General features: G+C 36.8%; 26 protein-coding genes. 22 read left to right on the plus strand and 4 right to left on the minus strand.

Going from position 1 to position 25,645, the window contains the following annotated elements; genetic code table 11:
• Positions 1 to 26: 26 nt before the first annotated feature.
• The 7 genes from trpB (at position 27) to RBH94_RS02225 (ending at position 5,939) form a co-directional block, all read left to right on the plus strand.
• Complete coding sequence (trpB, locus tag RBH94_RS02195; RefSeq protein ID WP_307882184.1) at positions 27 to 1,208, plus strand: tryptophan synthase subunit beta; 1,182 nt, start codon at positions 27 to 29, stop codon at positions 1,206 to 1,208.
• Positions 1,209 to 1,248: 40 nt separating this feature from the next.
• Complete coding sequence (locus RBH94_RS02200) at positions 1,249 to 1,533, plus strand: GIY-YIG nuclease family protein (RefSeq protein WP_258226113.1); 285 nt, start codon at positions 1,249 to 1,251, stop codon at positions 1,531 to 1,533.
• 41 nt (positions 1,534 to 1,574) lie between these two features.
• Positions 1,575 to 2,339, plus strand: a complete 765-nt coding sequence (gene trpA, locus RBH94_RS02205; protein ID WP_307882185.1) for a tryptophan synthase subunit alpha — start codon at positions 1,575 to 1,577, stop codon at positions 2,337 to 2,339.
• Between the two features lie 157 nt (positions 2,340 to 2,496).
• Complete coding sequence (locus tag RBH94_RS02210) at positions 2,497 to 3,228, plus strand: SIMPL domain-containing protein (protein ID WP_307882186.1); 732 nt, start codon at positions 2,497 to 2,499, stop codon at positions 3,226 to 3,228.
• A 179-nt stretch (positions 3,229 to 3,407) separates the two neighbouring features.
• Positions 3,408 to 4,931: a bifunctional GNAT family N-acetyltransferase/carbon-nitrogen hydrolase family protein gene (locus tag RBH94_RS02215; RefSeq protein WP_188223574.1), complete on the plus strand. Its 1,524-nt coding sequence runs from the start codon at positions 3,408 to 3,410 to the stop codon at positions 4,929 to 4,931.
• 107 nt (positions 4,932 to 5,038) lie between these two features.
• On the plus strand, positions 5,039 to 5,446 hold the full coding sequence (locus tag RBH94_RS02220; protein ID WP_307882187.1) for a DUF805 domain-containing protein: 408 nt from the start codon (positions 5,039 to 5,041) through the stop codon (positions 5,444 to 5,446).
• Between the two features lie 103 nt (positions 5,447 to 5,549).
• Positions 5,550 to 5,939, plus strand: a complete 390-nt coding sequence (locus RBH94_RS02225) for a DUF805 domain-containing protein (RefSeq protein ID WP_307882188.1) — start codon at positions 5,550 to 5,552, stop codon at positions 5,937 to 5,939.
• A 56-nt stretch (positions 5,940 to 5,995) separates the two neighbouring features.
• Here the strand turns inward: RBH94_RS02225 and RBH94_RS02230 are convergent, their stop codons facing one another.
• The 3 genes from RBH94_RS02230 to RBH94_RS02240 are packed head-to-tail and all read right to left on the minus strand — an operon-like array spanning position 5,996 to position 7,757.
• Positions 5,996 to 6,223 carry a VF530 family protein gene (locus RBH94_RS02230; RefSeq protein WP_307882189.1) on the minus strand — a complete coding sequence of 76 codons (228 nt, stop codon included), beginning with the start codon at positions 6,221 to 6,223 and terminating at the stop codon, positions 5,996 to 5,998.
• Entirely contained in the window at positions 6,223 to 6,438 is a 216-nt protein-coding gene (locus RBH94_RS02235; RefSeq protein ID WP_188223570.1) for a DUF6500 family protein, read from the minus strand. Before RBH94_RS02235 ends, RBH94_RS02230 begins: the two co-directional genes overlap by 1 nt.
• Positions 6,439 to 6,479: 41 nt before the next feature.
• Positions 6,480 to 7,757: a DEAD/DEAH box helicase gene (locus RBH94_RS02240; protein WP_307882190.1), complete on the minus strand. Its 1,278-nt coding sequence runs from the start codon at positions 7,755 to 7,757 to the stop codon at positions 6,480 to 6,482.
• A gap of 312 nt (positions 7,758 to 8,069) precedes the next feature.
• Between RBH94_RS02240 and RBH94_RS02245 the strand changes: the two genes are divergently transcribed.
• The 4 genes from RBH94_RS02245 (at position 8,070) to RBH94_RS02260 (ending at position 13,713) form a co-directional block, all read left to right on the plus strand.
• Positions 8,070 to 9,623, plus strand: coding sequence for an arylsulfatase (locus RBH94_RS02245; RefSeq protein ID WP_307882191.1), 1,554 nt, complete (start codon positions 8,070 to 8,072; stop codon positions 9,621 to 9,623).
• 235 nt (positions 9,624 to 9,858) lie between these two features.
• Positions 9,859 to 11,430: an arylsulfatase gene (locus tag RBH94_RS02250; protein ID WP_307882192.1), complete on the plus strand. Its 1,572-nt coding sequence runs from the start codon at positions 9,859 to 9,861 to the stop codon at positions 11,428 to 11,430.
• Positions 11,431 to 11,718: 288 nt separating this feature from the next.
• Positions 11,719 to 13,293: an arylsulfatase gene (locus RBH94_RS02255; RefSeq protein ID WP_307882193.1), complete on the plus strand. Its 1,575-nt coding sequence runs from the start codon at positions 11,719 to 11,721 to the stop codon at positions 13,291 to 13,293.
• Between the two features lie 204 nt (positions 13,294 to 13,497).
• Positions 13,498 to 13,713 (plus strand): helix-turn-helix domain-containing protein, encoded by a 216-nt coding sequence (locus tag RBH94_RS02260; RefSeq protein ID WP_188223566.1) that lies wholly within the window; start codon positions 13,498 to 13,500, stop codon positions 13,711 to 13,713.
• An 861-nt stretch (positions 13,714 to 14,574) separates the two neighbouring features.
• On the opposite strand, the gene RBH94_RS02265 is transcribed toward RBH94_RS02260, so the two are convergent.
• Positions 14,575 to 15,219, minus strand: coding sequence for a DUF6266 family protein (locus tag RBH94_RS02265; protein WP_307882194.1), 645 nt, complete (start codon positions 15,217 to 15,219; stop codon positions 14,575 to 14,577).
• A gap of 456 nt (positions 15,220 to 15,675) precedes the next feature.
• On the opposite strand from RBH94_RS02265, the gene RBH94_RS02270 reads away from it, so the two are divergent.
• The 11 genes from RBH94_RS02270 to RBH94_RS02320 all read left to right on the plus strand — a co-directional run bounded on the left by RBH94_RS02270 (position 15,676) and on the right by RBH94_RS02320 (position 25,536).
• A complete protein-coding gene (locus RBH94_RS02270) occupies positions 15,676 to 16,176 on the plus strand; it encodes a hypothetical protein (protein ID WP_307882195.1) in 501 nt (166 codons plus the stop codon).
• Between the two features lie 92 nt (positions 16,177 to 16,268).
• Positions 16,269 to 16,931, plus strand: coding sequence for a hypothetical protein (locus RBH94_RS02275; protein WP_307882196.1), 663 nt, complete (start codon positions 16,269 to 16,271; stop codon positions 16,929 to 16,931).
• 76 nt (positions 16,932 to 17,007) lie between these two features.
• Positions 17,008 to 18,336: a toxin-antitoxin system YwqK family antitoxin gene (locus RBH94_RS02280; RefSeq protein ID WP_307882197.1), complete on the plus strand. Its 1,329-nt coding sequence runs from the start codon at positions 17,008 to 17,010 to the stop codon at positions 18,334 to 18,336.
• Between the two features lie 170 nt (positions 18,337 to 18,506).
• Positions 18,507 to 19,571, plus strand: coding sequence for a ribosome small subunit-dependent GTPase A (gene rsgA / locus RBH94_RS02285; RefSeq protein ID WP_307882198.1), 1,065 nt, complete (start codon positions 18,507 to 18,509; stop codon positions 19,569 to 19,571).
• A gap of 308 nt (positions 19,572 to 19,879) precedes the next feature.
• Positions 19,880 to 20,389, plus strand: coding sequence for a hypothetical protein (locus RBH94_RS02290; protein ID WP_307882199.1), 510 nt, complete (start codon positions 19,880 to 19,882; stop codon positions 20,387 to 20,389).
• 325 nt (positions 20,390 to 20,714) lie between these two features.
• The gene (locus RBH94_RS02295) at positions 20,715 to 21,824 is read left to right on the plus strand and encodes an alkene reductase (RefSeq protein WP_307882200.1); all 1,110 of its coding nucleotides are present in this window, start codon (positions 20,715 to 20,717) and stop codon (positions 21,822 to 21,824) included.
• A 443-nt stretch (positions 21,825 to 22,267) separates the two neighbouring features.
• Complete coding sequence (locus tag RBH94_RS02300) at positions 22,268 to 22,783, plus strand: hypothetical protein (protein WP_307882201.1); 516 nt, start codon at positions 22,268 to 22,270, stop codon at positions 22,781 to 22,783.
• A 204-nt stretch (positions 22,784 to 22,987) separates the two neighbouring features.
• Complete coding sequence (locus tag RBH94_RS02305; protein ID WP_307882202.1) at positions 22,988 to 23,380, plus strand: DUF302 domain-containing protein; 393 nt, start codon at positions 22,988 to 22,990, stop codon at positions 23,378 to 23,380.
• Positions 23,381 to 23,524: 144 nt separating this feature from the next.
• Positions 23,525 to 23,965 (plus strand): hypothetical protein, encoded by a 441-nt coding sequence (locus RBH94_RS02310; RefSeq protein WP_307882203.1) that lies wholly within the window; start codon positions 23,525 to 23,527, stop codon positions 23,963 to 23,965.
• Positions 23,966 to 24,059: 94 nt separating this feature from the next.
• Positions 24,060 to 24,893: an endonuclease/exonuclease/phosphatase family protein gene (locus tag RBH94_RS02315; protein ID WP_307882204.1), complete on the plus strand. Its 834-nt coding sequence runs from the start codon at positions 24,060 to 24,062 to the stop codon at positions 24,891 to 24,893.
• Positions 24,894 to 25,011: 118 nt separating this feature from the next.
• Complete coding sequence (locus RBH94_RS02320; protein ID WP_307882205.1) at positions 25,012 to 25,536, plus strand: outer membrane beta-barrel protein; 525 nt, start codon at positions 25,012 to 25,014, stop codon at positions 25,534 to 25,536.
• Positions 25,537 to 25,645 lie beyond the last annotated feature (109 nt).

Genomic DNA, 25,645 nt, shown 5'->3' on the forward strand with positions numbered 1-25,645 from the left:
AATAAATTCAGGATAACAGCAAGATTATGAACTATAACGTCAACGAAAAAGGATACTACGGCGAATTCGGCGGCGCATTTATTCCCGAAATGCTCTACCCGAATGTAGAAGAATTACGCCAGAATTATTTAAAAGTCATGGCTGAACCTACGTTTCAGGAGGAATTCAACCAACTATTAAAAGACTATGTAGGGCGCCCTTCACCTTTATATTTTGCCAAGCGCCTATCGGAAAAATATAACACCAAAATATACTTAAAACGTGAAGACCTGAATCATACGGGGGCACACAAAATAAACAATACCATCGGGCAAATCCTTATGGCAAAACGCTTAGGTAAAACCCGCATTATTGCAGAAACGGGTGCTGGACAACACGGTGTAGCCACAGCTACAGTTTGTGCTTTAATGGGATTGGAATGTATTGTATATATGGGCGAAATTGATATTGCGCGTCAGGCCCCAAACGTAGCCCGAATGAAAATGTTAGGGGCCAGTGTGGTTCCTGCAAAATCTGGAAGTCGTACTTTAAAAGATGCCACTAACGAAGCCATTCGCGATTGGATTAACAATCCGGTAAACACACATTATATTATTGGTTCGGCCATTGGCCCACATCCATACCCGGATATGGTTACTCGTTTTCAAGCAGTGATTTCTGAAGAAATTAAATGGCAATTAAAAGAACACGAAGGTCGTGAAAACCCAGACTATGTAGTTGCTTGTATTGGTGGTGGTAGTAATGCTGCTGGAACCTATTATCACTTTTTACATGAAGAAGAGGTTAATATTATCGCTGTTGAAGCTGCCGGTCATGGTGTCGATTCTGGTGAGAGTGCTGCTACGTCGGTATTAGGTAAAGAAGGTGTTATCCATGGTTGTAAAACCTTATTGATGCAAACCAAAGACGGACAGATTACCGAGCCTTATTCCATTTCGGCAGGGTTGGATTATCCTGGTGTTGGCCCAATGCACGCCCATTTATGCAAAACGGGACGTGCCGAATTTATGGCCATCACCGACGATGACGCTATGAATGCAGGATTGGAACTTTGTAAACTAGAAGGGATTATACCTGCTATAGAAAGTTCGCATGCCTTAGCCATCTTTGAACAAAAACCCTTTAAACCAGACGACGTTGTGGTGGTAAGTTTATCAGGACGTGGTGATAAAGATTTACAGAACTATATTGATTATTTTAAGATTTAGTTTTTTTATTTCCGCGTAGGCGGAAATCTATTTAATATTTATGGATGTTTATTACGTGTACATATTAACAAATAAAAATCATACTGTTCTGTATGTGGGCCGTACAAAACAATTAAATATTAGACTAAAACAACATAGAAACAATAGTCAAAAAACATTTACAGGAAGATACAATGTTCACAAACTGGTTTATTTTGAAACAACTAAATATGTTAATAATGCCATTAAACGTGAAAAACAAATAAAGAAATGGAATCGCCAATGGAAGATAAATCTAATTAATGGATTAAATCCCGATTGGAAAGACCTTTCAGAGTATGTTTAAAGGATTCCCTCCTTCGAGGGAATGATAAAACAAATTAATTTATGAACAGATTACAGCAAAAACTACAGGAGGATAAAAAGTTACTATCTATATATTTTACAGCCGGATATCCAAATTTAAATGATACCGTAAATATTATTGAAGACTTAGAAAAAAGTGGTGTCGATTTAATTGAAATCGGATTACCATTTAGTGATCCGCTAGCCGATGGACCAACCATTCAAGCCAGCTCTACACAGGCGCTTAAAAACGGAATGACTACCGAAATCTTATTTAATCAGTTAAAAGATATCCGCGAAACCGTTAATATTCCATTAATCATTATGGGGTATTTCAACCCGATGTTACAATATGGTGTAGAAGCCTTTTGTAAACAATGTGAGGAAATAGGTATTGACGGATTAATTATTCCCGATTTACCGGTAGACGTGTATCATGATGAGTACAAAGCTATTTTTGATAAGTATGGCTTAGTTAATGTATTCTTAATTACACCGCAAACCAGTGAAGACCGTATTCGTTATATCGATTCTATTTCCAACGGATTTATCTATATGGTAAGTAGCGCCAGCGTTACTGGTAGTCAGTCTGGTTTTGGAGACGAACAAACGGCATACTTTAAACGTATCGCCGATATGAAACTAAAGAATCCTCAAATTGTTGGTTTCGGTATTAATAACAACGAAACCTTTACACAAGCAACAACCTACGCAAAAGGCGCTATTATTGGTAGTGCATTTATAAAGCATGTGTCTTCTGAAAAGTTAGATACTATTGGTGATTTTGTAAACGGTATTCTTCAATAAAACTTTATAAAAAACACATATTTAGAACTGATAAGACTTAAAACCTTATCGGTTTTTCATTTTATAGGATAAATACTTCTTTTTATTTAACTTAGTTGGCATGTTTCTTGTTACACTCATCTCAAATTCAATCCTATAAATTATAAATCTACTTCTCATGAAAAAGCATCTAAGTGCCCTTGTGTTTGCCATCGCTATCGTTGTGGCATCCGTTATTTTCGGAAACGCTGTCATCAATCGTAATAAAAAAGCCGGCACCATTTCGGTTACCGGATTAGGCAAAACCGATTTCACTTCAGATCTTATTGTTTGGGAAGCCCGTTTTTCGCAGGTTAATGCCGATTTAAAACAAGCCTACGCCGACTTAAAAAAAGACAAAGAAGCGATTGTTTCTTATTTTAAAACTAAAGGTATTACCGAAGATGCTATTATTTTTAGCGCTGTAGAAACCAATAAAAACATGAAGCAGAACTACTCCTCTGAAGGTAAGTATATGGGACAACAATTTACGGGTTATACATTAAGTCAGACGCTTCAAATCAATTCTAAAGACGTTGAGAAAGTTGAAAAATTATCCAGAGAAGTTACCGAACTTTTAAACAAAGGTATTCAACTGTATTCGGTAGCTCCACGCTATTATTACACCCAACTGGAAGACTTAAAAATTGAAATGGTCTCTAAAGCCACAGAAAACGCCAGACTTCGTGCCAAAAGCATTTCCGAAAACTCCGGAGCTAAACTTGGTGAATTATCCACAGCACAAATGGGGATTTTCCAGATTACTGGTCAAAACTCTAATGAAGATTACTCATGGGGCGGAGCCTTCAACACGTCGTCAAAAGAGAAAACAGCATCTATTACCATGAAGCTCACCTACCTCATAGACTAGTATTAAATTTTAGCTAAAGCACAGTATCTTATATTTAATTTCCTTAAATTTCATCTGTTAATATTTATTATTAAATAGTCAGATGAAATGCCTTTATTATCATTTTCGGCTGGTTTAAAATCAATTAATAAAGACCATTTCATAGCGCTTTTAGTTCTTAAACGCATACCTAAAATTTTATGGAAGAGATAGAAAATATTGAATTAGAATACCTGAGTTTAGACGATTACGACGAGTTGAAAGAAGCCATGATAGCTTCATATTCTTCTATGCCGGATGCCTATTGGCGTGAGTTTCAAATTAAGAAACTTATCGATATGTTTCCCGAAGGCCAGGTGGTGATTAAAGTCAATAACCAAATTGCTGGTTGTGCCTTATGTATTATTGTAGACTACGATAAGTTTGGCGACAATCACACCTATAAAGATATTACCGGCAACTACACCTTTAGCACCCACAACCCTAAAGGAGATATTATCTATGGTATAGAAATATTTATTAAACCCGAATTCCGAGGACTACGTTTAGGTCGTCGTTTATACGATTACCGTAAGGAACTCTGCGAACGTTTAAACTTAAAAGGTTTAGCCTTCGGCGGAAGAATCCCTAATTACAAACAGTATGCCGATACGCTAAGCCCAAAAGAATACATCGCAAAAGTACGTAGCAAAGAGATTAACGATCCGGTATTAAACTTTCAAATATCTAACGACTTCCACCCTACCCGGATTATGAAAAACTATCTGGAAGGCGATGTGGACAGTAAAGATTACGCTGTACTTCTGGAGTGGGATAATATCTATTACGAAAAGCAGACCAAGCAGGCCGCAACCATAAAAAAGATTGTCCGACTGGGGCTCATACAATGGCAAATGCGTACTTATAAAGATTTAGACGAACTCATGCATCAGGCTGAATTCTTTGTAGATGCTGTTTCGGGTTATCGAAGTGACTTTGCTTTATTTCCAGAGTTTTTCAATGCGCCGCTAATGGCTGAAAACAACCACATGTCTACACCAGATGCCATTCGGGAACTGGCCAAGCATACCTCAGAAATCGTCACCCGGTTTTCAAAACTAGCCATCAGTTATAACATTAATATCATTACAGGGAGTATGCCAGAAATGGTTAACGATAAATTATATAACGTAGGCTATTTGTGTAGACGTGATGGAACAACAGAACGTTATGAAAAACTTCATGTTACACCCGACGAAGCTAAAGTATGGGGGATGGTAGGTGGAAACGAATTACAAACGTTTGAAACCGACTGTGGAAAAATTGGAGTCTTAATTTGCTACGACTCAGAGTTCCCGGAGTTAAGCCGATTACTAGCTGATGAAGGCATGGATATTTTGTTTGTACCCTTCTTAACCGATACTCAAAACGGCTACTCCCGCGTACGCCATTGCGCCCAGGCCAGAGCTATAGAAAACGAATGCTATGTAGCCATTGCCGGTAGTGTTGGCAACTTACCAAAAGTAGAGAATATGGATATTCAGTATGCACAATCTATGGTGTTTACCCCATGTGATTTTGCCTTCCCAACCAATGGTATTAAAGCTGAAGCCACGCCCAACACCGAAATGATACTTATTGCTGATGTTGATATCGACCTGTTACGTGAACTCAACCAGTTTGGAAGCGTTAAAAACCTAAAAGACAGACGTAAGGATATTTTTAATTTACATAAGAAACAGTAAGACTTGACACGTATTTTACTACAATAATGGAAGGTTAATACATAGATTTAAAAATAAATTGACTATCTTGTTAATCCAAATCTATGTATTAACCAACTCCTAACATTATGAAATGGTATCTAAAAACCGTCTTAGACAACTATGCCAATTTTCATGGCAGAGCCCGTCGTAAAGCCTACTGGATTTTCTTCGCGTTTAATCTACTTTTTGCGTACAGTATTGCTTATATAGCAAGTATATTGGTTGAACTCACAGACTTTATTCACTTCATGTGGCTACCTATTATTTACCTCATCGCTGTTACCATTCCTTCTATTGCTGTTGGGGTGCGTCGTATGCACGACGTAGGTAAACCCGGTTGGTTTTTGCTTATTCCTGTTTATAGCTTCATACTGGCGGTATCGGCTGGAGAAACCGGAACGAACAAATATGGCGAGGACCCTAAAAAAGAATGCCATGAAACCATAAAAGATTATATTAACGACATTATTGAATTACGCGAGCAACAATCATAAATTAAAGGTTTGTAATACAAATAACGACAGATAAGTTGTATATTAAATGGTAATTTGAATATATTTACTGTCAAAATTAATTTACTAACTAACCCCAAATCTTATGAAATGGTACTTAAAAGTCGTAAAAGATAATTACGCAAACTTTAATGGTCGCGCACGCCGCAAAGAGTATTGGATGTTCTTTTTATTTAACATGATATTCACTTATGGACTATCAATAACTCTAAGTGTTATTGCTGTAGCAACTGAAATGTATGCTTTAGCTTCACTTTACATGATTTATTCTCTTGCTGTATTAATTCCGTCGCTGGCAGTTGGTGTTCGCAGAATGCATGATGTAGGTAAAAGTGGTTGGTTTTTATTAATTCCTATTTACAGTTTAATTTTAGCCGTAACGGAAGGCGAAAGAGGAGCTAACAAATACGGTCCGGATCCTAAAAATGAAAATATAGAAGAGATAGACCAGATTGGTCAGGTACAAGTAGACTAAGTCTCAACTCAAAGTAAAAAACAACCCCATGCTTTTTAGTATGGGGTTGTTTTTTATTATCGGTTTTTCTGTTTCAGCATATTTAAATACATCGCCTCCACTTTAGCACGGGCCCAAGGCGTACGCCTCAAAAACTTCAAACTGGATTTAACCGTCGGATTACTTTTAAAACAATTGATATTTACCGTATGCCCCATATACTCCCAACCATAATGCGCCACCAAATCATTAATAATTTGCTCCAGCTTAACACCATGCATCGGGTTATTAGGTTGTGCTTCCATCAAGAGTGCTCTATTAAACTTTTTACTTTCAATGCTTTTTCAAAATGATCCAGCTTATGGGTTTGTATCCACCATGTGGCGGCTTCCATTAATAACTCCGGATTGTCATTTTTGTTCTTAAAAAACGCATAAAAAGATATCCCAACCTGATCGCCTTTGGCTGCTATCTTCTTATTACAAACATCTATTATAATGTCTTTTAAACTTTGACGCATACTCCAGTATTGAATTATCTACTGACTTAATATTTATAAACTTAAGAATTGCTTCTTCTGTTACGGGTACGTCTGCCACGCGCCTGACTTTTATCGGTATTGCCCTTTTGCGCACTGTTTTCAGACTTTGTCTTCCCAGGATTACGTCTACCTTGCTGACGCTTCTCTGGCTTGGTCGATGCATTTGGGTCTGGCTCAAACCCCGCTTCAATAGAAACTGGAATCTTTAATCCTATTAGCTTTTCAATATCTCTTAAATAGGTCGTTTCATCGGCACTTACCAAAGATAAAGCTTCCCCTTGTGCTCCGGCTCTACCAGTACGCCCTATTCGGTGCACATAATCTTCAGAAACGTTTGGTAACTCGTAATTAATCACATGAGGCAATAACGGAATATCCAGTCCACGAGCCGCAATATCGGTTGCTACCAATACACGAACGCTACCGTTTTTAAATCCGGCCAAGGCTTTAGTACGCGCCCCCTGACTTTTATTACCATGAATGGCTGCAGACGTTATTCCAGCCTTTTTCAATTTTTCACTTAACTTATTGGCACCGTGCTTGGTTCTGGTAAACACCAAAACCTGTTTCCATTTTCCATCAGAAATCAGTTTGGTTAATAACCCAGCCTTTAAACCTTTGGCAACACGATATACTTTTTGGCTAATAGCATCAACTGTCGTATTCTCGGGTGTAGCCTCCACCTGCACAGGATGTCTTAAAATTCCATGTGCCAATTTTTTTATCTCAGGTGAAAAGGTTGCCGAAAACATTAAGTTCTGGCGCTTCTCCGGCATGATGCTAATCACACGTTCTATATCACGTAAAAAGCCCATATCCAGCATACGGTCGGCTTCATCAAGCACAAAAATCTCAACGCGCTTTAAAGACACTAAGCCCTGACGTTGTAAATCTAATAAACGCCCCGGTGTCGCCACCAAAACATCTACGCCTCGCCTAATAGTTGTTACCTGTGGTTTCTGGTTTACACCACCAAAAATAACAGCACTGCGTATATTTAAATGCGCACTGTAAGCTCTCACATTATCGTATACCTGCGCAGCAAGCTCTCGAGTTGGTGTTAAAATCAAAGCGCGAATAGGGCGATATTTTTCCTTAGGGTTTTCCGATAAGGTATGTAATAAGGGTAAGGTAAATCCGGCGGTTTTACCGGTTCCGGTTTGTGCCGAAGCCAAAACATCGTGCCCTTCTAATATTGGTGGAATAGCTTTTTGTTGTATCGGGCTTGGAGTAGTGTATCCTTTTTCGCTAATTGCTTTTAGCAAGGCATCAGATAAGCCTAAGGTGGTAAATGACATAAAAATAATTTAGTAAACCCTCGCGGGTTGTAGAGATGAACATGCATTCTTGTAGACCACCTCGTTTTGTTAAGGCACAAAGGTACAGCTAATTTATGGCTTCACAGGATTTATTTGTAAAACCTCAATATTAAGGTCTGTAACCGTACATAACAAGGGGCTTTTCTCTTTCAATCTGTCAACCCTCCCTTAAATTTTAACAATTTAACAACCTAAATAGGTTTGCTAACAAGTACTAATTTTCTTAATTTTATAGAATTACTCATACAAATTATGATTAACACTTAATTTTTAAACTCTAATTTCAATATTATGATTAAAACTAAACACTTAATTAAACGAATACTATTTGCGGTATTTGTATTACCGTTAGTTACACTGGCACAAGACAAGCCCAACATTTTAATCATCTTTCCGGATGATGTGGGCTGGAGTAACGTAAGCGCCTATGGCAATGGCGTTATGGGTTATACAACACCTAATATAGACCGTATTGCTAAAGAAGGTGCCATGTTTACAGAACACTACGCGCAACCAAGCTGTACAGCGGGGCGTGCCGCATTAATTACCGGACAATACCCTATTAGGAGTGGTATGACCACCGTAGGCCGTCCAGGAGCTGAACTTGGACTGAAAAAGGAAAGTCCGACGCTTGCTGAAGTGCTAAAAGAGCAAGGTTACGCTACAGGACAGTTTGGTAAGAATCATTTAGGAGACAGAAATGAACACCTTCCTACAGTACACGGTTTTGACGAATTCTTCGGAAATTTATATCACTTGAACACACAGGAAGAATTTGAACAAAAAGACTATCCTCAGGACCCTGAATATTTCAAAAAATACGGAACCCGAGGCGTGCTTCACACCTGGGCAACTGATAAGGACGACCAAACGGTTGATCCAAGATTCGGAAAAGTTGGTAAGCAGAAAATTGAAGATACCGGACAACTTTCAAGAAAAAGAATGGAAACGGCTGATGAAGAGTTCAAAGCAGCCATGATGGACTTTATCAAAAGATCTAAATCAGATAACAAACCATTTTTTGCCTGGTTTAATCCAAGTAGAATGCACATGTTTACGCGTCTAAAACCTGAAAGCCGCTATTTAGCTTTACCATATACTACCGAGCATGATTTTTATGGAAGTGGAATGATAGAACATGATATGATGGTTGGGGATATTCTAGACGAATTGGAAAAAATGGGACTACTGGAAAACACTATCGTGGTTTATTCTACAGATAATGGTCCGGAACACAGTGCACGTACCCATGGTGGAACGACGCCTTTTAGAGGAGAGAAAATGACCACTTATGAAGGTGGTGTAAGAGTACCTACCATGGTAATGTGGCAAAATCATATTCCTGCCGGACAAAGACTTCAAGGTATTCAATCGCACATGGACATCTTTACAACATTAGCAGCCGCTGCAGGTGTACCAGATGTTGCCGATAAGATGATGAAAGAAAAAAAACAATATATCGATGGGGTTAATAACCTTGATTATTGGTTAGGTAAAAGCGACAAGAGTAACCGAAACAACTATATATACTATCACGAATCGGATATTAGAGCTGTAAGAATAAATCAATGGAAAATGCACTTCCAAACCAGTGAGGATTATTATGCCGTATATGTGAAACAAAAGTTTCCAATCATGTACAACCTACATTTCGACCCTTACGAAAGTTTTGATAATTTAACGGATAGGTCAGACATGCTTCAGCGTAAGCAATTTATTAATGAGCCTATGCAAGAGCTTCTGGCGGAACATGTTAAAACTTTAATTGAATATCCTCCGCTGCAAAAAGCTGCTAGTTTTGACTTTTCTGAAATTATTAAACAATTACAGCAAGGTAAACAATAACATCTCTTTTATAATTATTAAAAGCCCAAGCAAATGCTTGGGCTTTTTTTACTCCCATATTTTTAACTAACAAATACATAATATTTTAATTTCATGTATCCATAACACAAAGAAAATATTAACTATCAGTAAATTACACAAATATTCGTATCTTTAGAAGAAACCAATACAAGCTTATTTATTCTAGAGGGGTATAACCTTAAACTATTTATTAACCTTTAACTTGTTTTAAATTATGAATTTAAAAACTATTGCTGCATCACTGTTTTTAAGTGCTACTTTGGGCATATTTGCCCAAGACAAGCCCAACATTTTAGTTATTTGGGGTGACGACATTGGCTGGCAAAATGTAAGTGCTTACGGTATGGGTACCATGGGTTACACTACACCAAACATTGACCAGATTGGCTTCGACGGTATCCGATTTACCGATCATTACGCGCAACCCAGCTGTACTGCCGGTAGAGCCTCGTTTATTACCGGACAATACCCGATTAGAAGTGGTATGACTACCGTAGGACAACCCGGAGATGCTTTAGGACTTCAGGCCGCATCACCTTGTTTAGCCGAAGTATTAAAAGAAGAAGGCTACGCCACCGGACACTTTGGTAAAAACCACCTGGGCGACCGTAACGAGCACCTTCCAACCGCTCATGGTTTCGATGAATTCTACGGCAATCTTTATCATTTAAATACTCAGGAAGAATCAGAACAACGCGATTATCAGAATTTTGCAAAGCTTTATTCTGGTGATTTAGAAGCGTACGAAAAGAAATTTGGTACGCGCGGTGTGATCCACTCCTGGGCAACCAATTCAGAAGACAGTACAGATGATCCGCGTTTTGGCAAAGTAGGGAAACAACGTATTGAAGACACAGGTCCGTTAACACAGGAACGCATGAAAGATTTTGACGGTTCTGAAGTTATCCCTATGGCAGAAAAGTTCATGAAAAAAGCCAAGGACGATAAGAAACCCTTCTTTGTTTGGTTAAATACGTCAAGAATGCACTTATACACCCGTTTAAATGATAAATGGCGCTATGCGGCAGAAAACTTCACTTCAGAAGCCGATTATTACGGCAGCGGTATGTTACAACACGATTACGATATAGGAACTGTATTAAAATGGTTAAAAGATCAAGGCTTAGATAAAAACACTATTATCTGGTATTCTACCGATAATGGACCAGAACACAATTCATGGCCTCATGGTGGTACTACACCATTCCGTGGTGAAAAGATGGGAACTACCGAAGGTGGTGTTCGTGTTGTAAGTATGATAAAATGGCCTGGCGTTATCGAACCTAACCAGGTTAAAAACGGTATTCAGGCACATATGGATATGTTTACTTCTTTAGCAGCTGCTGCGGGTGTTGATAACGTTGCAGACAAAATGATGAAAGAGAAAAAACAATATATAGACGGGGTTAACAACTTACCATACTGGAAAAACGAAACTCAGGAATCTGAGAGAGATATGTTCTACTACTATTACGAAAGCAAATTAAATGCGGTTCGTATGGGGCCTTGGAAATTCCATTTTAACTGGAAAGAAACGTATTATAGTAATATAGAACCAAGAACAGCGCCAATTATCTTTAATCTTCGAATGGATCCATTTGAAAGCTATAAATCTGAAGACGCTTACGGTCACTTAATGCAAAAAGTATCCTGGCTTATGGCTCCAATGGGAGAACAAATGAACAAGCATATTAAAACCTTACTCGACTATCCTCCGGTACAAGGTGGTAAAAGTTTTGATATGTCGAATGTTATGGATGCTGTAGTTAAAAAAGGCCATCAGTAACACAACACACATAAACAAGTTAAAAAGGTCTGGATATAATCCGGACCTTTTTGTTTGCTAATGGCACCAATTTAATATCAGTTTTCACTCCCTGCAAAACATAATAATTAAAAGAAACCCTACATTTTTAAGCTAATCAGGTCATACAATCGGTTACAAAGTATCCTGAATTTTAACAAAATAGACGCCTAATTTACTTTGTCGATAAATATTCTTTTACGTATTTTTAAAGCATTATCTTACAAGTATAGAGTAACACTTAAATATTAAACTTTAATTTCTATAATTATGATTAAAACCAAACCACTATTTAAACGAATATTGTTTTCAGCATTCGTATTCCCTTTCTTGGCACTCGCTCAAGACAAACCCAATATTTTAGTTATTATGGTGGATGACGTGGCACCTAACTCCTTAGGGTGCTATAGTTTAGGTATGCAATATCCAACGCCAAATATCGACCGCATCGCTAAAGAAGGTGCGATATTTACCGACCACTACTCACAACCCAGTTGTACCGCCGGGCGTGCCGCCTTTATTACCGGACAAAAACCAGTACGTACCGGATTAACCACCGTAGGGCAACCAGGTAATCCTCTGGGACTTAAAAAAGAAGACCCTACCCTGGCGGAATTATTGAAACCTATGGGCTACATGACGGCTCAGTATGGTAAAAACCACTTAGGAGACCGTAATGAGCATTTACCTACGGTTCACGGGTTCGATGAGTTCTTTGGTAACCTGTATCACTTAAACGTATCGGAAGAAGAAGAACAAGCCGATTACCCAAAAAGCGAAGCCTTCTACGAAAAATATGGGCCTCGTGGTATTATCGAATCTTATGCTACAGACTCTTATGACAGCACCGAAGATCCGCGCTTTGGCGTTATCGGTAAACAAAAAGTTACCGATATTGGTAAACTAACGTCTAAGCGTATGGAAACCTTTGATGAAGAATTGGTAGCTAAAACCAAAGACTTCATGAAACGTGCTAAAGATGCTAAAAAGCCGTTTTTTATTTGGCACGCCACCAGCCGTATGCACGTGTACACCCACTTAAAAGAAGCATCAAGAAATCTGGCTACACCTATTAGTACCGATATGGACTTATTTGGTTCGGGTTTAATGGAGCATGATGGGCATGTAGGGCAACTGTTAGATTATATGGAAGATTTAGGTATCGATGAAAATACCATTGTAATTTACACCACCGATAACGGTCCGGAACAAAGTACCTTCCCACACGCAGGGGTTACCATGTTTAGAGGCGAAAAAATGACCACTTACGAAGGCGGTGTACGTTCGCCTTTTATGGTACGCTGGCCTAAAAGTATTCCTGCTGGTTTAGTTAGAAACGGCATCTCAGCTCACGAAGACGTGTTACCTACCCTTATGGCAGCTGTAGGTAAAGAAAACATTAAAGACGACTTAAAGAAAGGGTACAAAGCCGGCGATATGACTTATAAAGTTTATGTAGACGGCTTCCAAAATCTAGACTACTGGACAGGTAAAGCAGATAAGTCTGCCAGAAACTATTTCTTTTATTACTACGAATCTGGCTTAACCGCTATGCGTGTAGGTCCATGGAAAATGCACTTTGCAACCAAAGAGCGTTATTTTGATGATATGGTTAGTCACACCATGCCGCAGTTGTTTAACTTAAGAAAAGACCCATTTGAAAAATACGACGATATCACTGGTTTCCATTTAATTATGGAGAAATCTTGGGTTATGCAACCTGCCATAGGTTTGTTAAGCGATCATCTGGCAACATTTAAAGAGTTTCCGCCACGTCAGGCAGCTGCATCGTTAGATATTAACAAGGCTATTGATGCCATTTTAAAATCGGACACCAGACAGTAATCACTTTACCACACAAATAATTACAAAACACCCGGCCTTTTGGTTCGGGTGTTTTTTTATATCCCTAAAACATGATGATCAAAAAATACGTAGAAGTAAGTATTTTTTATCTGTAAGATTTTTATTAACTATGTGATTTACAAATTATTAATCCATGTATTTATGACATAAATGTCGTTACACAAGTACCCAAAGCCCTCTATTATGAAACCTGAACACCCTAAAAAACATGCTTTTAAAGATGAGCACTGGATGACCGCCGATGAAGTACAACGCTTCTTTAAAATTAGCCGAAGCACTTTATATCGCTGGTGCAAACAAAAACAACTGCCTTACACCACTATGGGAGGCACGCGCTACTACCCGAAGTATTTCACTCTGAATTTGATGCAGCATAATATGCGTTGGGAAGATTTGTAGGTACCCGTGGAAACTAAAGATGGAGATTCCGAAACACATTCGGAATGACAATGTTTGTTTGTCATATTTATCCTGTCATGCTGAACTTGTTTACCATACTCTCCCTCTGTCATGCTGAATTTATTTCAGCATCTATAAAAATATCATGACTAAACTCTATAATCTAATTTTAATAGAAGAAACATACCGTAAAGATTCCAAAACCAGTTCGGAATGACAATGTTTGTTTGTCATGCTGAACTGGTTTAGCTTCGCTGAATCTTCGATTTCAGTATCTATAGAAACAAAATATTACATACAACCTAACCCTGTCAAAAATCAGAAATAATGAGTGAAGGCATGGAACTGCGAAGCACAGCTTCAAGCATGCAATGCCGGAAACGAATGGTGCTTTAGCAATTTCCTAGTTTTTGACTTGATTTTTTGGTTCGTTTTGAATCAAGTCAAAATGAACAGATAACACTCTTGTTACCTTACTTTTTTGCATTACCAAAAAAAGTAACAAAAAACGCTAGACTTCTGATTCTTTTCTTGAATATCTAGCTTTAAGGCTTTACATGCGCATGGCAAACGCTACGCTAGGCCATGCTCCTCTTCCCCTGCGCTCCCTTAAAACTGATATTACTACAAAATGAATCATAGGTCGCAAAATAAGAGCACAAATCTTAACTTCTTCTTCCGAATAAAAATTAACAAGGTTAGTTTCTTTTAGGACAAGCAAACTGCGAAGCTTATCATGAGCTCCAAAAAACAATAAACATGGACGAATAAAAAAAATGAACAGGCATATCACAAAAAAAGTGAGAAGCACAACACCCCTCACTATTTACAACTCACGTCTCACGACATACGCCTTACACCTTACGATACCGTCACCGCACCTAAAAACGTACTCGTCGCAGCCAGTTGCTTATCAGCTGTTACAAAGCTGGCCCAGACCTGCACCTGCTGCCCTGCCCAATATGGTGGCAATGGAATTTGTACCGTGGTAAGGTCTCTGGTTCCTGCCGGGTTAGCCGTTTCAAACAAATCGAGCGCCTCGCAATACACGACTACCACCAGCTCGTCGGTTGTGGTGGCATTACCCTGTCCACTGTTATCATCCCAGGTGATGGTGAGTTCCTGACTGGCAGCCGCTACCACGGCCCCATTCGCCAGACCGCGTAAATCACCTTTGGCAATCAGCACTTTGGGGTAGTCTATGGTATAGTCGCCTAAGCCATCCGGTAATAAGGCTTCTTTTAACACATAACCCGTGGCCAGATTAAAGGTACTCTTATCGCCCTGCTGTTTACCATAATACGCCGACAAGATAGTTTTTATAGGCGTTACAAAACCTATAGCCGTTTTAAACCGCACCCGCTGATCGAGCTGTGCTGCTGTTGGCACATAATTACCACGTTGCGGTAAACTGCGCATAATATCTTGTCCGCGCCAACGTGCACCCACCACGTTACCTACTTTTCCGGAGAACCCTCCAAGGATGCCTTTACTAAATTTTCCCATGATATATGATTTTTAGGGGTTAAACAGTTCGAAACTAACACACAACCCTCTGATTCACAAACCCGTGACACCATTTGACACACATTGACACAGCATGAGACCATTTGAGACAGTTTGAGACGATTTGAGACTGAAGCCAAAAAAACAGGGGTTTTGTTGCAGTTTTGTTCGAGGATTGTTCAGCTCTCGCTCAGGGTTATATTTTTAAAAAACAGCTTTAGCTGAAGAAAGGTGGTATACAGGTGCTGTTAAACAGGAATACAAACTATGCACAACTGTTAATAAGTCTTTAAAACTGTGCGTAACTTCGGTTTAAAAATGTAAGAATAAGCGTTATATTTAAAACCTGAAATATGTTGTTATCCTACCTCGTTAGGATATTATCAAACAAATAATAACGCATATAAACCAGTTGTAACACATTTAACTCAACCTCCTTGACTGAATTTTGACAGAATGAACAAAGCCGTGAAATACACCTTTATAACAATTGGAATAAATCTACTAATTGCAATTTTCATTTTTCTATGGCTTTTGGCTGGTACTAAAAATCCAATCAAAGATTTGTTTGACTTCATATTGGACTTCCCGTTAAATTTCGCACTTGGAATAACAGCCTTATTCGTTTCAGGTTATTATATCGGAAACAAAATGCAGAATTTGATTTGTCAAAAAAAGTGGAATCCTGCCCTGGTTGGAATGTTCGGACTAATGATTATTTTAATTTGCGGAGTTTTTGGAGGCTCGACTGTTGGATTTGTGGAAGAAGGACTTACGAGCGGAGATAGAATTTATGACGCGATTGTTGACTATTATTATAAGCCGTTCTTTTGGATATTATTGTTCGGATTTATTCCGACATTTATAGCAGGTGGATTTTTGGGCGGACGAATAAAAAAAACGTGTTACAACAACGGCTATAATTCAGCGTGGAGACAGTGCAAAAACCAAAAGTAAAAACCTTAAATCAGCTTGTTTTCTCTGCGGAATAGCCCTGCGGACGATTCCACGCCGAAATCATAGCCAAACCGTTAACCAATAAACCCTAAATGAAAGATAAATATTCAACATTTAAAAAGTTTCCGACTTTAGAAGAAGCAAATGAATTAAAAGAGTTGCTAAAAGAAAACGGAATTGAATCTGTGCTTGATGATAATATTCCTACGTTTGACATCTCATTTTCGGGAAACACATTACAACATGAATTCGAAGTCAGACTTAAACAATCAGACTTTAAACAAGCCGAAAACATTCTTGAACAACATGCAGAACATTTAATTGCCCACATTGACAAAGATTATTATCTATTTAATTTCACAGACGAGGAGCTTTATGAAATTTTGTTAAAGTCTGATGAATGGAATGCGTTTGACTATAGTCTTGCTCAAAACATACTTAAAAAAAGAGGAAAATCAGTTGATAAACAACTTCTAAACTCATTAAAAAATGAAAGGTTAAAAGATTTAGCAAAACCAGAAGAAAACCAAAAACCGTGGATTATTACCGGCTATATATTTTCGCTTTTAGGTGGCTTTTTAGGACTGATAATTGGGTATTTCTTGTGGACTTCTAAAAAAACATTACCAAATGGACAAAAAGTATATTCATATTCGGCAAATAATAGAAAACACGGAAAATATATTTTTTATCTTGGATTAATAATAGCACCAACCACTTTACTTTTAAAAGTAGTCGAACAATTTTTAAATTAAAATGGTTGCTGTCTCTATAAGTAATGGCGCTGTTCTCGAGTATTTCTGAAAATCCACAAACACTGTAATACAACTAATGACACCCAAATTATTATTCACCTTTTTAACAATATTAGCATTTAACTTTTTACATGCTCAAGAACACAAAACATATTATCCAGATGGAACTTTAAAAGAAATCGGGACATATAAAAATGTAAAAAGAACAGGCATTTGGCAATTTTATCATGAAAATGGACAATTAAGTGATATTGGTAAATTTGATGACGGGCTAAAAACCGGAGAATGGAAATCATATTACGATAATGGGCAATTAAAACGCTCTGGAACATATGATGATGTAAATGGAAACCCAAAAAACATTTGGAAATACGATCATGAAAATGGAAACCGAACAGGTATTTGGAAATACTATCATGACAATGGAACATTAAAAAAAATTGCAGAATTCGATAATGATGTAGCCACAGGAGAATGGAAATACTATCATGATAATGGGAAAATAAGCGATACTGGCAAATTTAAAAACGGGCACAAAACGGGAGAATGGAAAGTATATCACGAAAACGGGCAATTAAAATTTACCGGAAAATATAACGAGGGAAAACAAACAGGCCTATGGAAATCATATTATGAAAATGGGCAATTAAGTTTTACTCGAACTTATATTAGAGGAAAAAAAACAGGAGAACACAAAGCCTTTTACGATAACGGACAACTAAAACAAATTGGTAAACATGAAAACGGAAGACCAATAGGAGAACAAAAAATATTTCACAAAAACGGACAATTAAAATTTATTGGGGAATTTAACAATGGTAACGAAACAGGTATTCATAAAGAATTTTACGATAACGGTAAATTATTTGTTACCAGAGAATATAGTCATGGAAAACCAATAGGAGCATACAAATCATTTCATAACAACGGCCAAATAAAACTAATTGGGGAATATGATAATGGAGAACAAACAGGAGTTTGGAAAGCATACAACAACAAAGGACAATTAAAATTTATTGGAAAATTTAATCACGGTAACGAAACAGGTATTCATAAAGAATTTTATGATAACGGTAAATTGTTTATTACCAGAGAATATAGTCTTGGAAAAGGGATAGCAGAATCGAAAACATACAGAAAGACTGGCGAATTGTGGGAAGAAGGAGAAATAGTTAACAGAAAACCTTCAGGTATATGGAAAATATACCATCGTAATAACAGTATTTATCAATTAAGACTTTGGGATGATGGTAAATTCTTGAAAATAATTTCATGCTTTGACAACAAAGGCAACCCCCTTCAAAAAGGTACTTTAGTAAATGGAAATGGTTCAGTAAATTATTATGATGAACTTGGTAATTTAACAGAAACAAAAAACTACATTAATGGCTCAGTTATAAAATAACATTTATAAGTAAAATCTATCATAAATAACAGGTACATTACACCTTGCCTCCATTATAAAAACATTGTAAGCTTCCCTTAAAATCGAACTATCTTAAACCAAAAATCATTAACTTTAATCAGGTAACTAACGGTTATAAAAACCATTGTGTTTAATACAACAAGAAACCAATGACGCTCGAAGATTTAGGATATACCATAGCACTGGAACAATTTAGAAAAAGCCAGCATCTTGATGCTTTTGAAGTCGGTCGGGTGATTTCAGAGCATAAGGAAAGGTATGTTGTAAAAACAGAACAAAGCGAATATGACGCTGAAATTATTGGAAATTTACGCTTTACTGCACAGGACAGATCTGACTTTCCTGCTGTTGGCGATTGGGTAGCCATATCTGAATATGATGCTGATAAAGTGCTTATTCACGCGGTGTTTCCAAGGACAACCAGTATTGAGAGACAAGCCGTTGGAAAACATGGAGAAAAACAAATTATCGCTACAAATATTGATTACGCCTTTATTGTTCAAGCCGTTGACAGAGACTTTAACGTGAATAGAATGGAACGCTATTTAACCATTTGCCACACCTCTAACGTAAGTCCGATTATTGTGCTTAATAAAATCGATTTGATTTCGGACACCGAGTTATCAATAGTGGTTAACAACATTCAAGAAAGAATAAAAAACGTCCCGATTATTCCCATAAGCAACGCCTCTAAAAAAGGACTTACAACTCTTAAAACGCATATTAAAAAAGGTAAAACCTATTGTTTACTAGGCTCATCGGGTGTAGGGAAATCAAGTCTGTTAAACAACTTATCGGGCAAAGCGTTGATGAAAACCAATACCATTAGTACCAGTACAAATAAAGGCAGGCATGTTACGAGTCACCGTGAATTAGTTATTCTTGAACATGGCGGAATACTTATTGACAACCCCGGCATGAGGGAAGTTGGCATTACCGATGCTAAAGCAGGTTTAGAAATGACGTTTAATGAAATTATTGCATGTGCTAAAGACTGTAAGTTTAAAGATTGCACGCATACCGTTGAAGTAAGCTGTGCAGTTTTAAGCGCTGTTGAACGTGGCGAAATAGACCATTCATCCTACGAAAACTTCTTGAAAATGGAGCGAGAAAAAGAACACTTTGAATCGACTGTTGCCGAAAAACGCAAGAAAGATAAGGATTTTGGCAAAATGATAAAGAATTACAAAAAACGTAATTATAAAAAGAACTAAGCACAAATTGATAATAAACCAGACTTAATAACATTTAAAGAAATGGCTATTATCAAGACTTAAATTTATTGTTTTATATTTTCCCCATGTAAAAATATTCGCAATTTTACTATCTTGGTTTTGTAGTCGGAATATCCTTTCGGTTTTCAATAGACCCTAAGAGCGAAAGTAGACTTAAAAATAAAACAACAAGAATACATAAAAACGAGAGTTAATTGGAAGTTATGACCGTAAATAATTATATCACAAAGAATAAATACACCAATTACAATCATTTATAGAAGGAAAATAATTTAACAAAAAATCATATGAACAACCTACAATGTCCTGCATGTAAAAAAGAATATCAAGAACAACTATCTATTTGTAACAATTGTAATTTCCCGTTTAATGGCTCTGAAAAAGAAAAAGGAATTCACATTGGGCGATTTATAAGTGCGAAAGGTGTTATTACAGATTCGGATAACTCCATCGAAAAAAGTCAGCAAATATTATTTTTTATAACAGGGCTTAATGTTCTTTTTTTAATCGTTGGAATTTGGAATAGTTCTTATGATATAATCGACTTAATACTTAATGGTATTATTTCTATAATCTTCCTACTCTGTGCTATTTTTATTAAAAAAAAGCCTTTGTTATTAACAAGTATCCCGTTGCTCTTAATGATAGGTATTAATATACTAAATTACATACTTGAACCACGGTCTATACTTAATGGCATCCTCATGAAAGTAGCTATAATAGGTAGTTTAATCTACAGTATTTACTTAATTATTAGCAGCGAAAAGTTTAAAAAGCAATACAGCGTAAGATCATAAAAATCAGATTTTAGTAACTCTAAGACTTCTTCTTACTTTCAAAATGAAAGAATATAAAATTGCAAAAGGCTGGGCTAATTTTATTTTACATGTTTTTTTATAACCACAACCAACAATTGTTCCATTTAATAGGTTCTCTAGATATTATAAAGGCAACAAATGGTATAATGTGAAATATAAAAACAGCTACAGTCCTAAAATCATAAAATCAAGTTAAACCACTTATATACCTAGGGAAATAAAACCATGTTTCATAATTTTGATTATAGCTCTGAAAAGAGTCTATAAAAGAATCATTTAATAACCTAAAAATTATTGTGACATCATGAGTAAACAAGCCTTATTACAAACATACAATACGCAAAAATTAAATTTAAAGAACCGTGTAATCATGGCTCCTATGACGAGAAGTCGAGCTATTAATGATGAAAGGACGCCTACCGATGATCTTCAAGGTCTGTATTATGAACAACGCGCCAGTGCCGGATTAATCATTACAGAAGGCTCACAAGTTTCAAAAGAAGCCGTAGGTTATGTAAACACTCCTGGCATTTATAGTAAAGAACAAATAGAAGGCTGGAAGCAGGTAACCGAGCGTGTGCATGCCAAAGAAGGAAAGATTTTTATTCAATTATGGCATGTGGGACGCATGTCGCATCCAGATTTCCACAACGGCAACTTACCTTTGGCGCCTTCAGCTATTAATCCAAATGCTCAATCCTACACCCCTGACGGGTTTAAGGAGACGGTAACGCCTAAAGAAATGACATTAGAAGACATTAAGCGTACTGTACAAGATTTTAAACAAGCGGCCAAAAATGCTATGGAAGCTGGTTTTGATGGGGTTGAAATACATTCTTCCAATGGGTATTTATTTCATCAATTTTTTAGCAAAAACGCCAATACTCGTACCGATGCGTACGGCGGTACTATAGAAAACAGGGCACGTTTCTTTTTTGAAGTATTAGAAGCTATAAAGGAAGTGATACCGGAACAAAAAATAGGTACTAGATTCAATCCGTCATTACATGGATTGTTTGGAATCACCCTGGATGAAGAAACCATTCCCACTTTCGAGTACATTATTAAAAAACTTAATGATTATGATTTAGCTTACGTGCATTTGTCTGAACCATTTACAGATGTTAGCGATGTGCCTTTTGCTGTAACAGATATTGCCAAACATTTTAGACCACTATATGAAGGTACTTTAATGATTAACGCCAATTTTGATCAAGAAAAGGGAAATGCAGTAATAGAGGCAGGAGATGCCGACTTAGTAGCTTTTGGAAAGCCTTTTATTTCAAACCCCGATTTGGTAGAACGGTTTGAAAACAATCTAGATTTAGCAGAATGGGATGAAAGCACTTTTTATACCCCTGGAAAAGAAGGCTATATCGATTATCCAAAAGCTAAGGCACAAATCACGTCTTAATTAAGATAACTAATCACAATAACCGATGCGTTGAACAAATTGACTCCGTTCTTCGCAGTACTTAAACATATATATTTCATTTTTAAGGGCAATAGCGAAAGTTATTGCCTTTTTTATTAAAAAAATCAACCCCTAACAAAATATAAAATTCATTACACCTTATTTTTATAATAAAAATACCTTCAATCTAATTAGCTTTAATACCATATAACATTTTAAAAACTCTATCTAATGAAAAGGAAACTATTCAAGACAATCATATTAGCTATTAGCCTTGTTATTTTAGGCAACCTTTTTTCAGGATTTATAAATGTTTTTACGGAGGGTATTATAAAGCACTATACCTACCAAACAAAACCATAAGTCGTTAATTTTATTTATCTTAGATTATAACCAATCCGCCAAGAACTTGTATACAAAACCATTAATAACAAGTTTAAGTAATGAAAAAAGTAATTTTATTATTGGTCTTGTTGATATCAATTAATTTATCAGCACAGCAAGACAACGTAACAAAGAAGTTATTTGTTAGAGTTTTTAATATTGATGGAAAGAAAATAGGAAAAGGACATATTTATTTAATTAATGACTCCCTTCTTGTTTTAAGCAAGAGTAAAAAACTAAACGAATTGTACCTAAAAGACATACACAAGATAAAAACCAAACGTTCTGGAGGCCATAATATACTTATTGGAGCTACATCTGGTGTTATAGCTGGAGTTATTCTAGGTTCGGTAAATCCTCCTACCGATTCTTCTGGAGGGACATTTACTTGGGCTGGTGGTTCGTCTGGCGATGAATTAGCAAGTGGTGTGACAATTGGCGCTATTTCTGGAACAATTATAGGTGCTATTTCCGGACTTTTCAAAAACCAGAAAACTTTCACAATTCAAAGTAATCCTGAGAAATGGAATGGTTTTGTAAAATCTGTTAAACAATATTCTATAAACAACGAGTAATTTATTTTCTTAAAAAATATATTTTCCCTTATCTAATTAACCAAAATGAATGACTTTAAAATTACAACCTCAGATTTCAAATATTTCACAGAATAGCTACAAGTATCTTGTTACTGATTTAAAATAAACTAATGGAATGCTTTAACTATTCGCAAAAAGATGAGTAACTTAAGGGTACATTATTAACCCTTAAACCTCAGCGTTATGAGTTATTATTTTAGTACCGTTTTAAAAGAAAAAGACTTCGACCAAGCTATTGAACAGGTAACCGCAGCCTTAAAAATGGAAGGTTTTGGAGTGCTTACCGAGATAGACATTACTCAAACCTTGAAAAACAAACTGGATGTCGATTTTAAAAAGTACCGCATACTGGGAGCCTGCAATCCGCCTTACGCCTATCAGGCATTAAGTAGTGAAGATAAAATCGGTCTGTTTTTACCCTGTAATGTGGTGGTTATGGAAAATGACAACGGTGATATTGAAGTGGCAGCCGTCGATCCGGTAGCCTCCATGATGGCAGTGAAAAACGAAAGCCTTGGTAGCGTGGCTATGGAGATTCAACAAAAGCTAAAAACGGTTATCGATAGCCTGAATTAAGCTTAAAACATAGTACTTTTTAATAGATAACGCTCTGTACAGAGCGTTTTTTTTTATGACTTTAAATTTGCAATGTCTATTTTGAAGTTACAGAAAAGCAATCTATATTGTGAGAAAAATTACAACCCCAAAAAACCAATATTTATGAAAACTTACTTAAGCGCATTACTTATCTTAACATCAATGACATTTGCATTTGCACAAAGTACTCCTCAAGAAATTACAGATACTTTTTTTAAAACCTTTAAAAAAGAAGGCGCTTCAAAAGCTATTGATGAATTATATAAAAGTAATAGCTGGATTACTAGAAATGCGGACGCTATATCTAATTTAAAAAGTCAGCTAGAAGGTTTAAACAAAGACTATGTTGGAGAATACTATGGAAACGAAAAGATAAATAGTAAATCTTTAGGAAGTAGTTTTGTTCATTTAAGTTACATGGCTAAATATGACCGTCAGCCGCTTCGTTTTATTTTTCAATACTACAAACCTAAAGATACGTGGGTGATTTATTCTTTTAGTTTTGATGCTAAAATTTCTGAAGAACTAGCAGAGTCGGCTAAAATATATTATCAGAATTTGTAGTTTAACCTTGTTAATAACAAACATGTTAAAAAAAATATTATGTAGCTTTATCGGGCTTTCATCAAAATCTATAATATAGAAAGTCCGATTTCTTATGAAAACACTAACAGCCACGCTTCTTACATTCGCTTTGCTATTTACCGGATCGACGTTACAGGCACAAACCACCGTGATGTCTTTTAATATCCGTTACGATACGGCTAACGATAAAGCGAACTGGTGGGAACACCGCAAAACAGAAGTCGCGAAACTTATTGACTATTACCATCCCGACTTTCTAGGCATTCAGGAAGGCTTACATCATCAGGTGGCCTTTATAAAAAACAACACGACAAACTACCATTACATTGGTGTTGGGCGTGACGATGGCAAAACCAAAGGCGAATACTCAGCATTATTCTATGACAGCAACAAGTTTCAGGTACTTCAACAAAACACCTTCTGGCTTTCGGAAACTCCTGAACTGATTTCGGTAGGCTGGGATGCTTCTATGGAGCGTATCTGCACTTACGGGCTGTTTAAAAACAGGTATACTGGAGAAATCATCTATGTGTTTAATACGCACTTCGACCATATAGGCCCCAAAGCACAGGAAGAATCGGCGAAACTCATTTTAAAAACTATTGAAGAATTAGGTATTACCAAAGAAAAGCTGGTTATGATGGGCGATTTAAACAGCACACCAGACAGTGCCCCAATACAAACCTTAAAAACAAAACTTGATGACGGATTAGAAACCGCTGCAAGTCCGTTTTACGGCCCTTTGGGCACTTTTAACAACTTCGACCCTCAGGCTACTTTAGAAAATCGCATCGATTATATTTTTACTAAAAATGCAACGGTACTTAATTACCGTCATATAGACGATAGGCGCACTAACGGCCTTTGTGTTTCAGATCATCTTCCTGTATTTGTAGAATTGAAATAACACACTTTATTTAGATAGATCAACGTCCTAATTAGGGCGTTTGTTTTTATGTAATCTTTTTTATCGTATCTTTAAGCAAGCCTTAACTGCCAGACTTCTTACTTGCAAAACGACTATTATGAAAAGTAACTGGCTATGTCTCGCAGTCTTTTTCCTGTTTTGTTCTTCGCTAAACCTTAACGCACAAGAAGGCTTTAAATTTGAAGCCAATGTTGGGGTGCCTTTAGCTGATTCCGGCGATTTTTACTCATTTGCACTTCAAGGTAACTTTTACTATTCCTGGCAGGTATCTGATAAGGTTTACATAGGACCAACAGTAGGTGTCATTTATTTATTTGAAGAGGACACGACTGGAGCTTTTGATTCCTTACCGGCTTTTTATATTCCAATTGCTGCTAGTGGAAGGGTTAAACTAAATACAAACTGGGCGGCTGGTTTCGATTTAGGCTATGCTATAGACGGTAATCTTGGAACTTATTTTGGTAGCGGGTTTGAAGAGGATAGTACCGGAGGCATCTATTTACGACCTGTGATTGGTTATTATTTTAAGGAAAAACTAGCCTTAATAGCCTCTTATGCACATATTAACCAAAAACATTACAAAGCAGCTTCCCTAAGTTTAGGTGTAAATTTCTGGTTTTAATAACATGAAGTAATGCTTAAAAAATCACATTAATTCGTATAAATTCACCAGAAACAATATACCACTTTAATAGTAAACCTCCTCTATATTTCGTACCTTTAGTATAGGG

Origin of the sequence: Aestuariibaculum sp. YM273 (assembly GCF_030908365.1) — a bacterium.
Taxonomy (GTDB): Bacteria; Bacteroidota; Bacteroidia; order Flavobacteriales; family Flavobacteriaceae; genus Aestuariibaculum; species Aestuariibaculum marinum.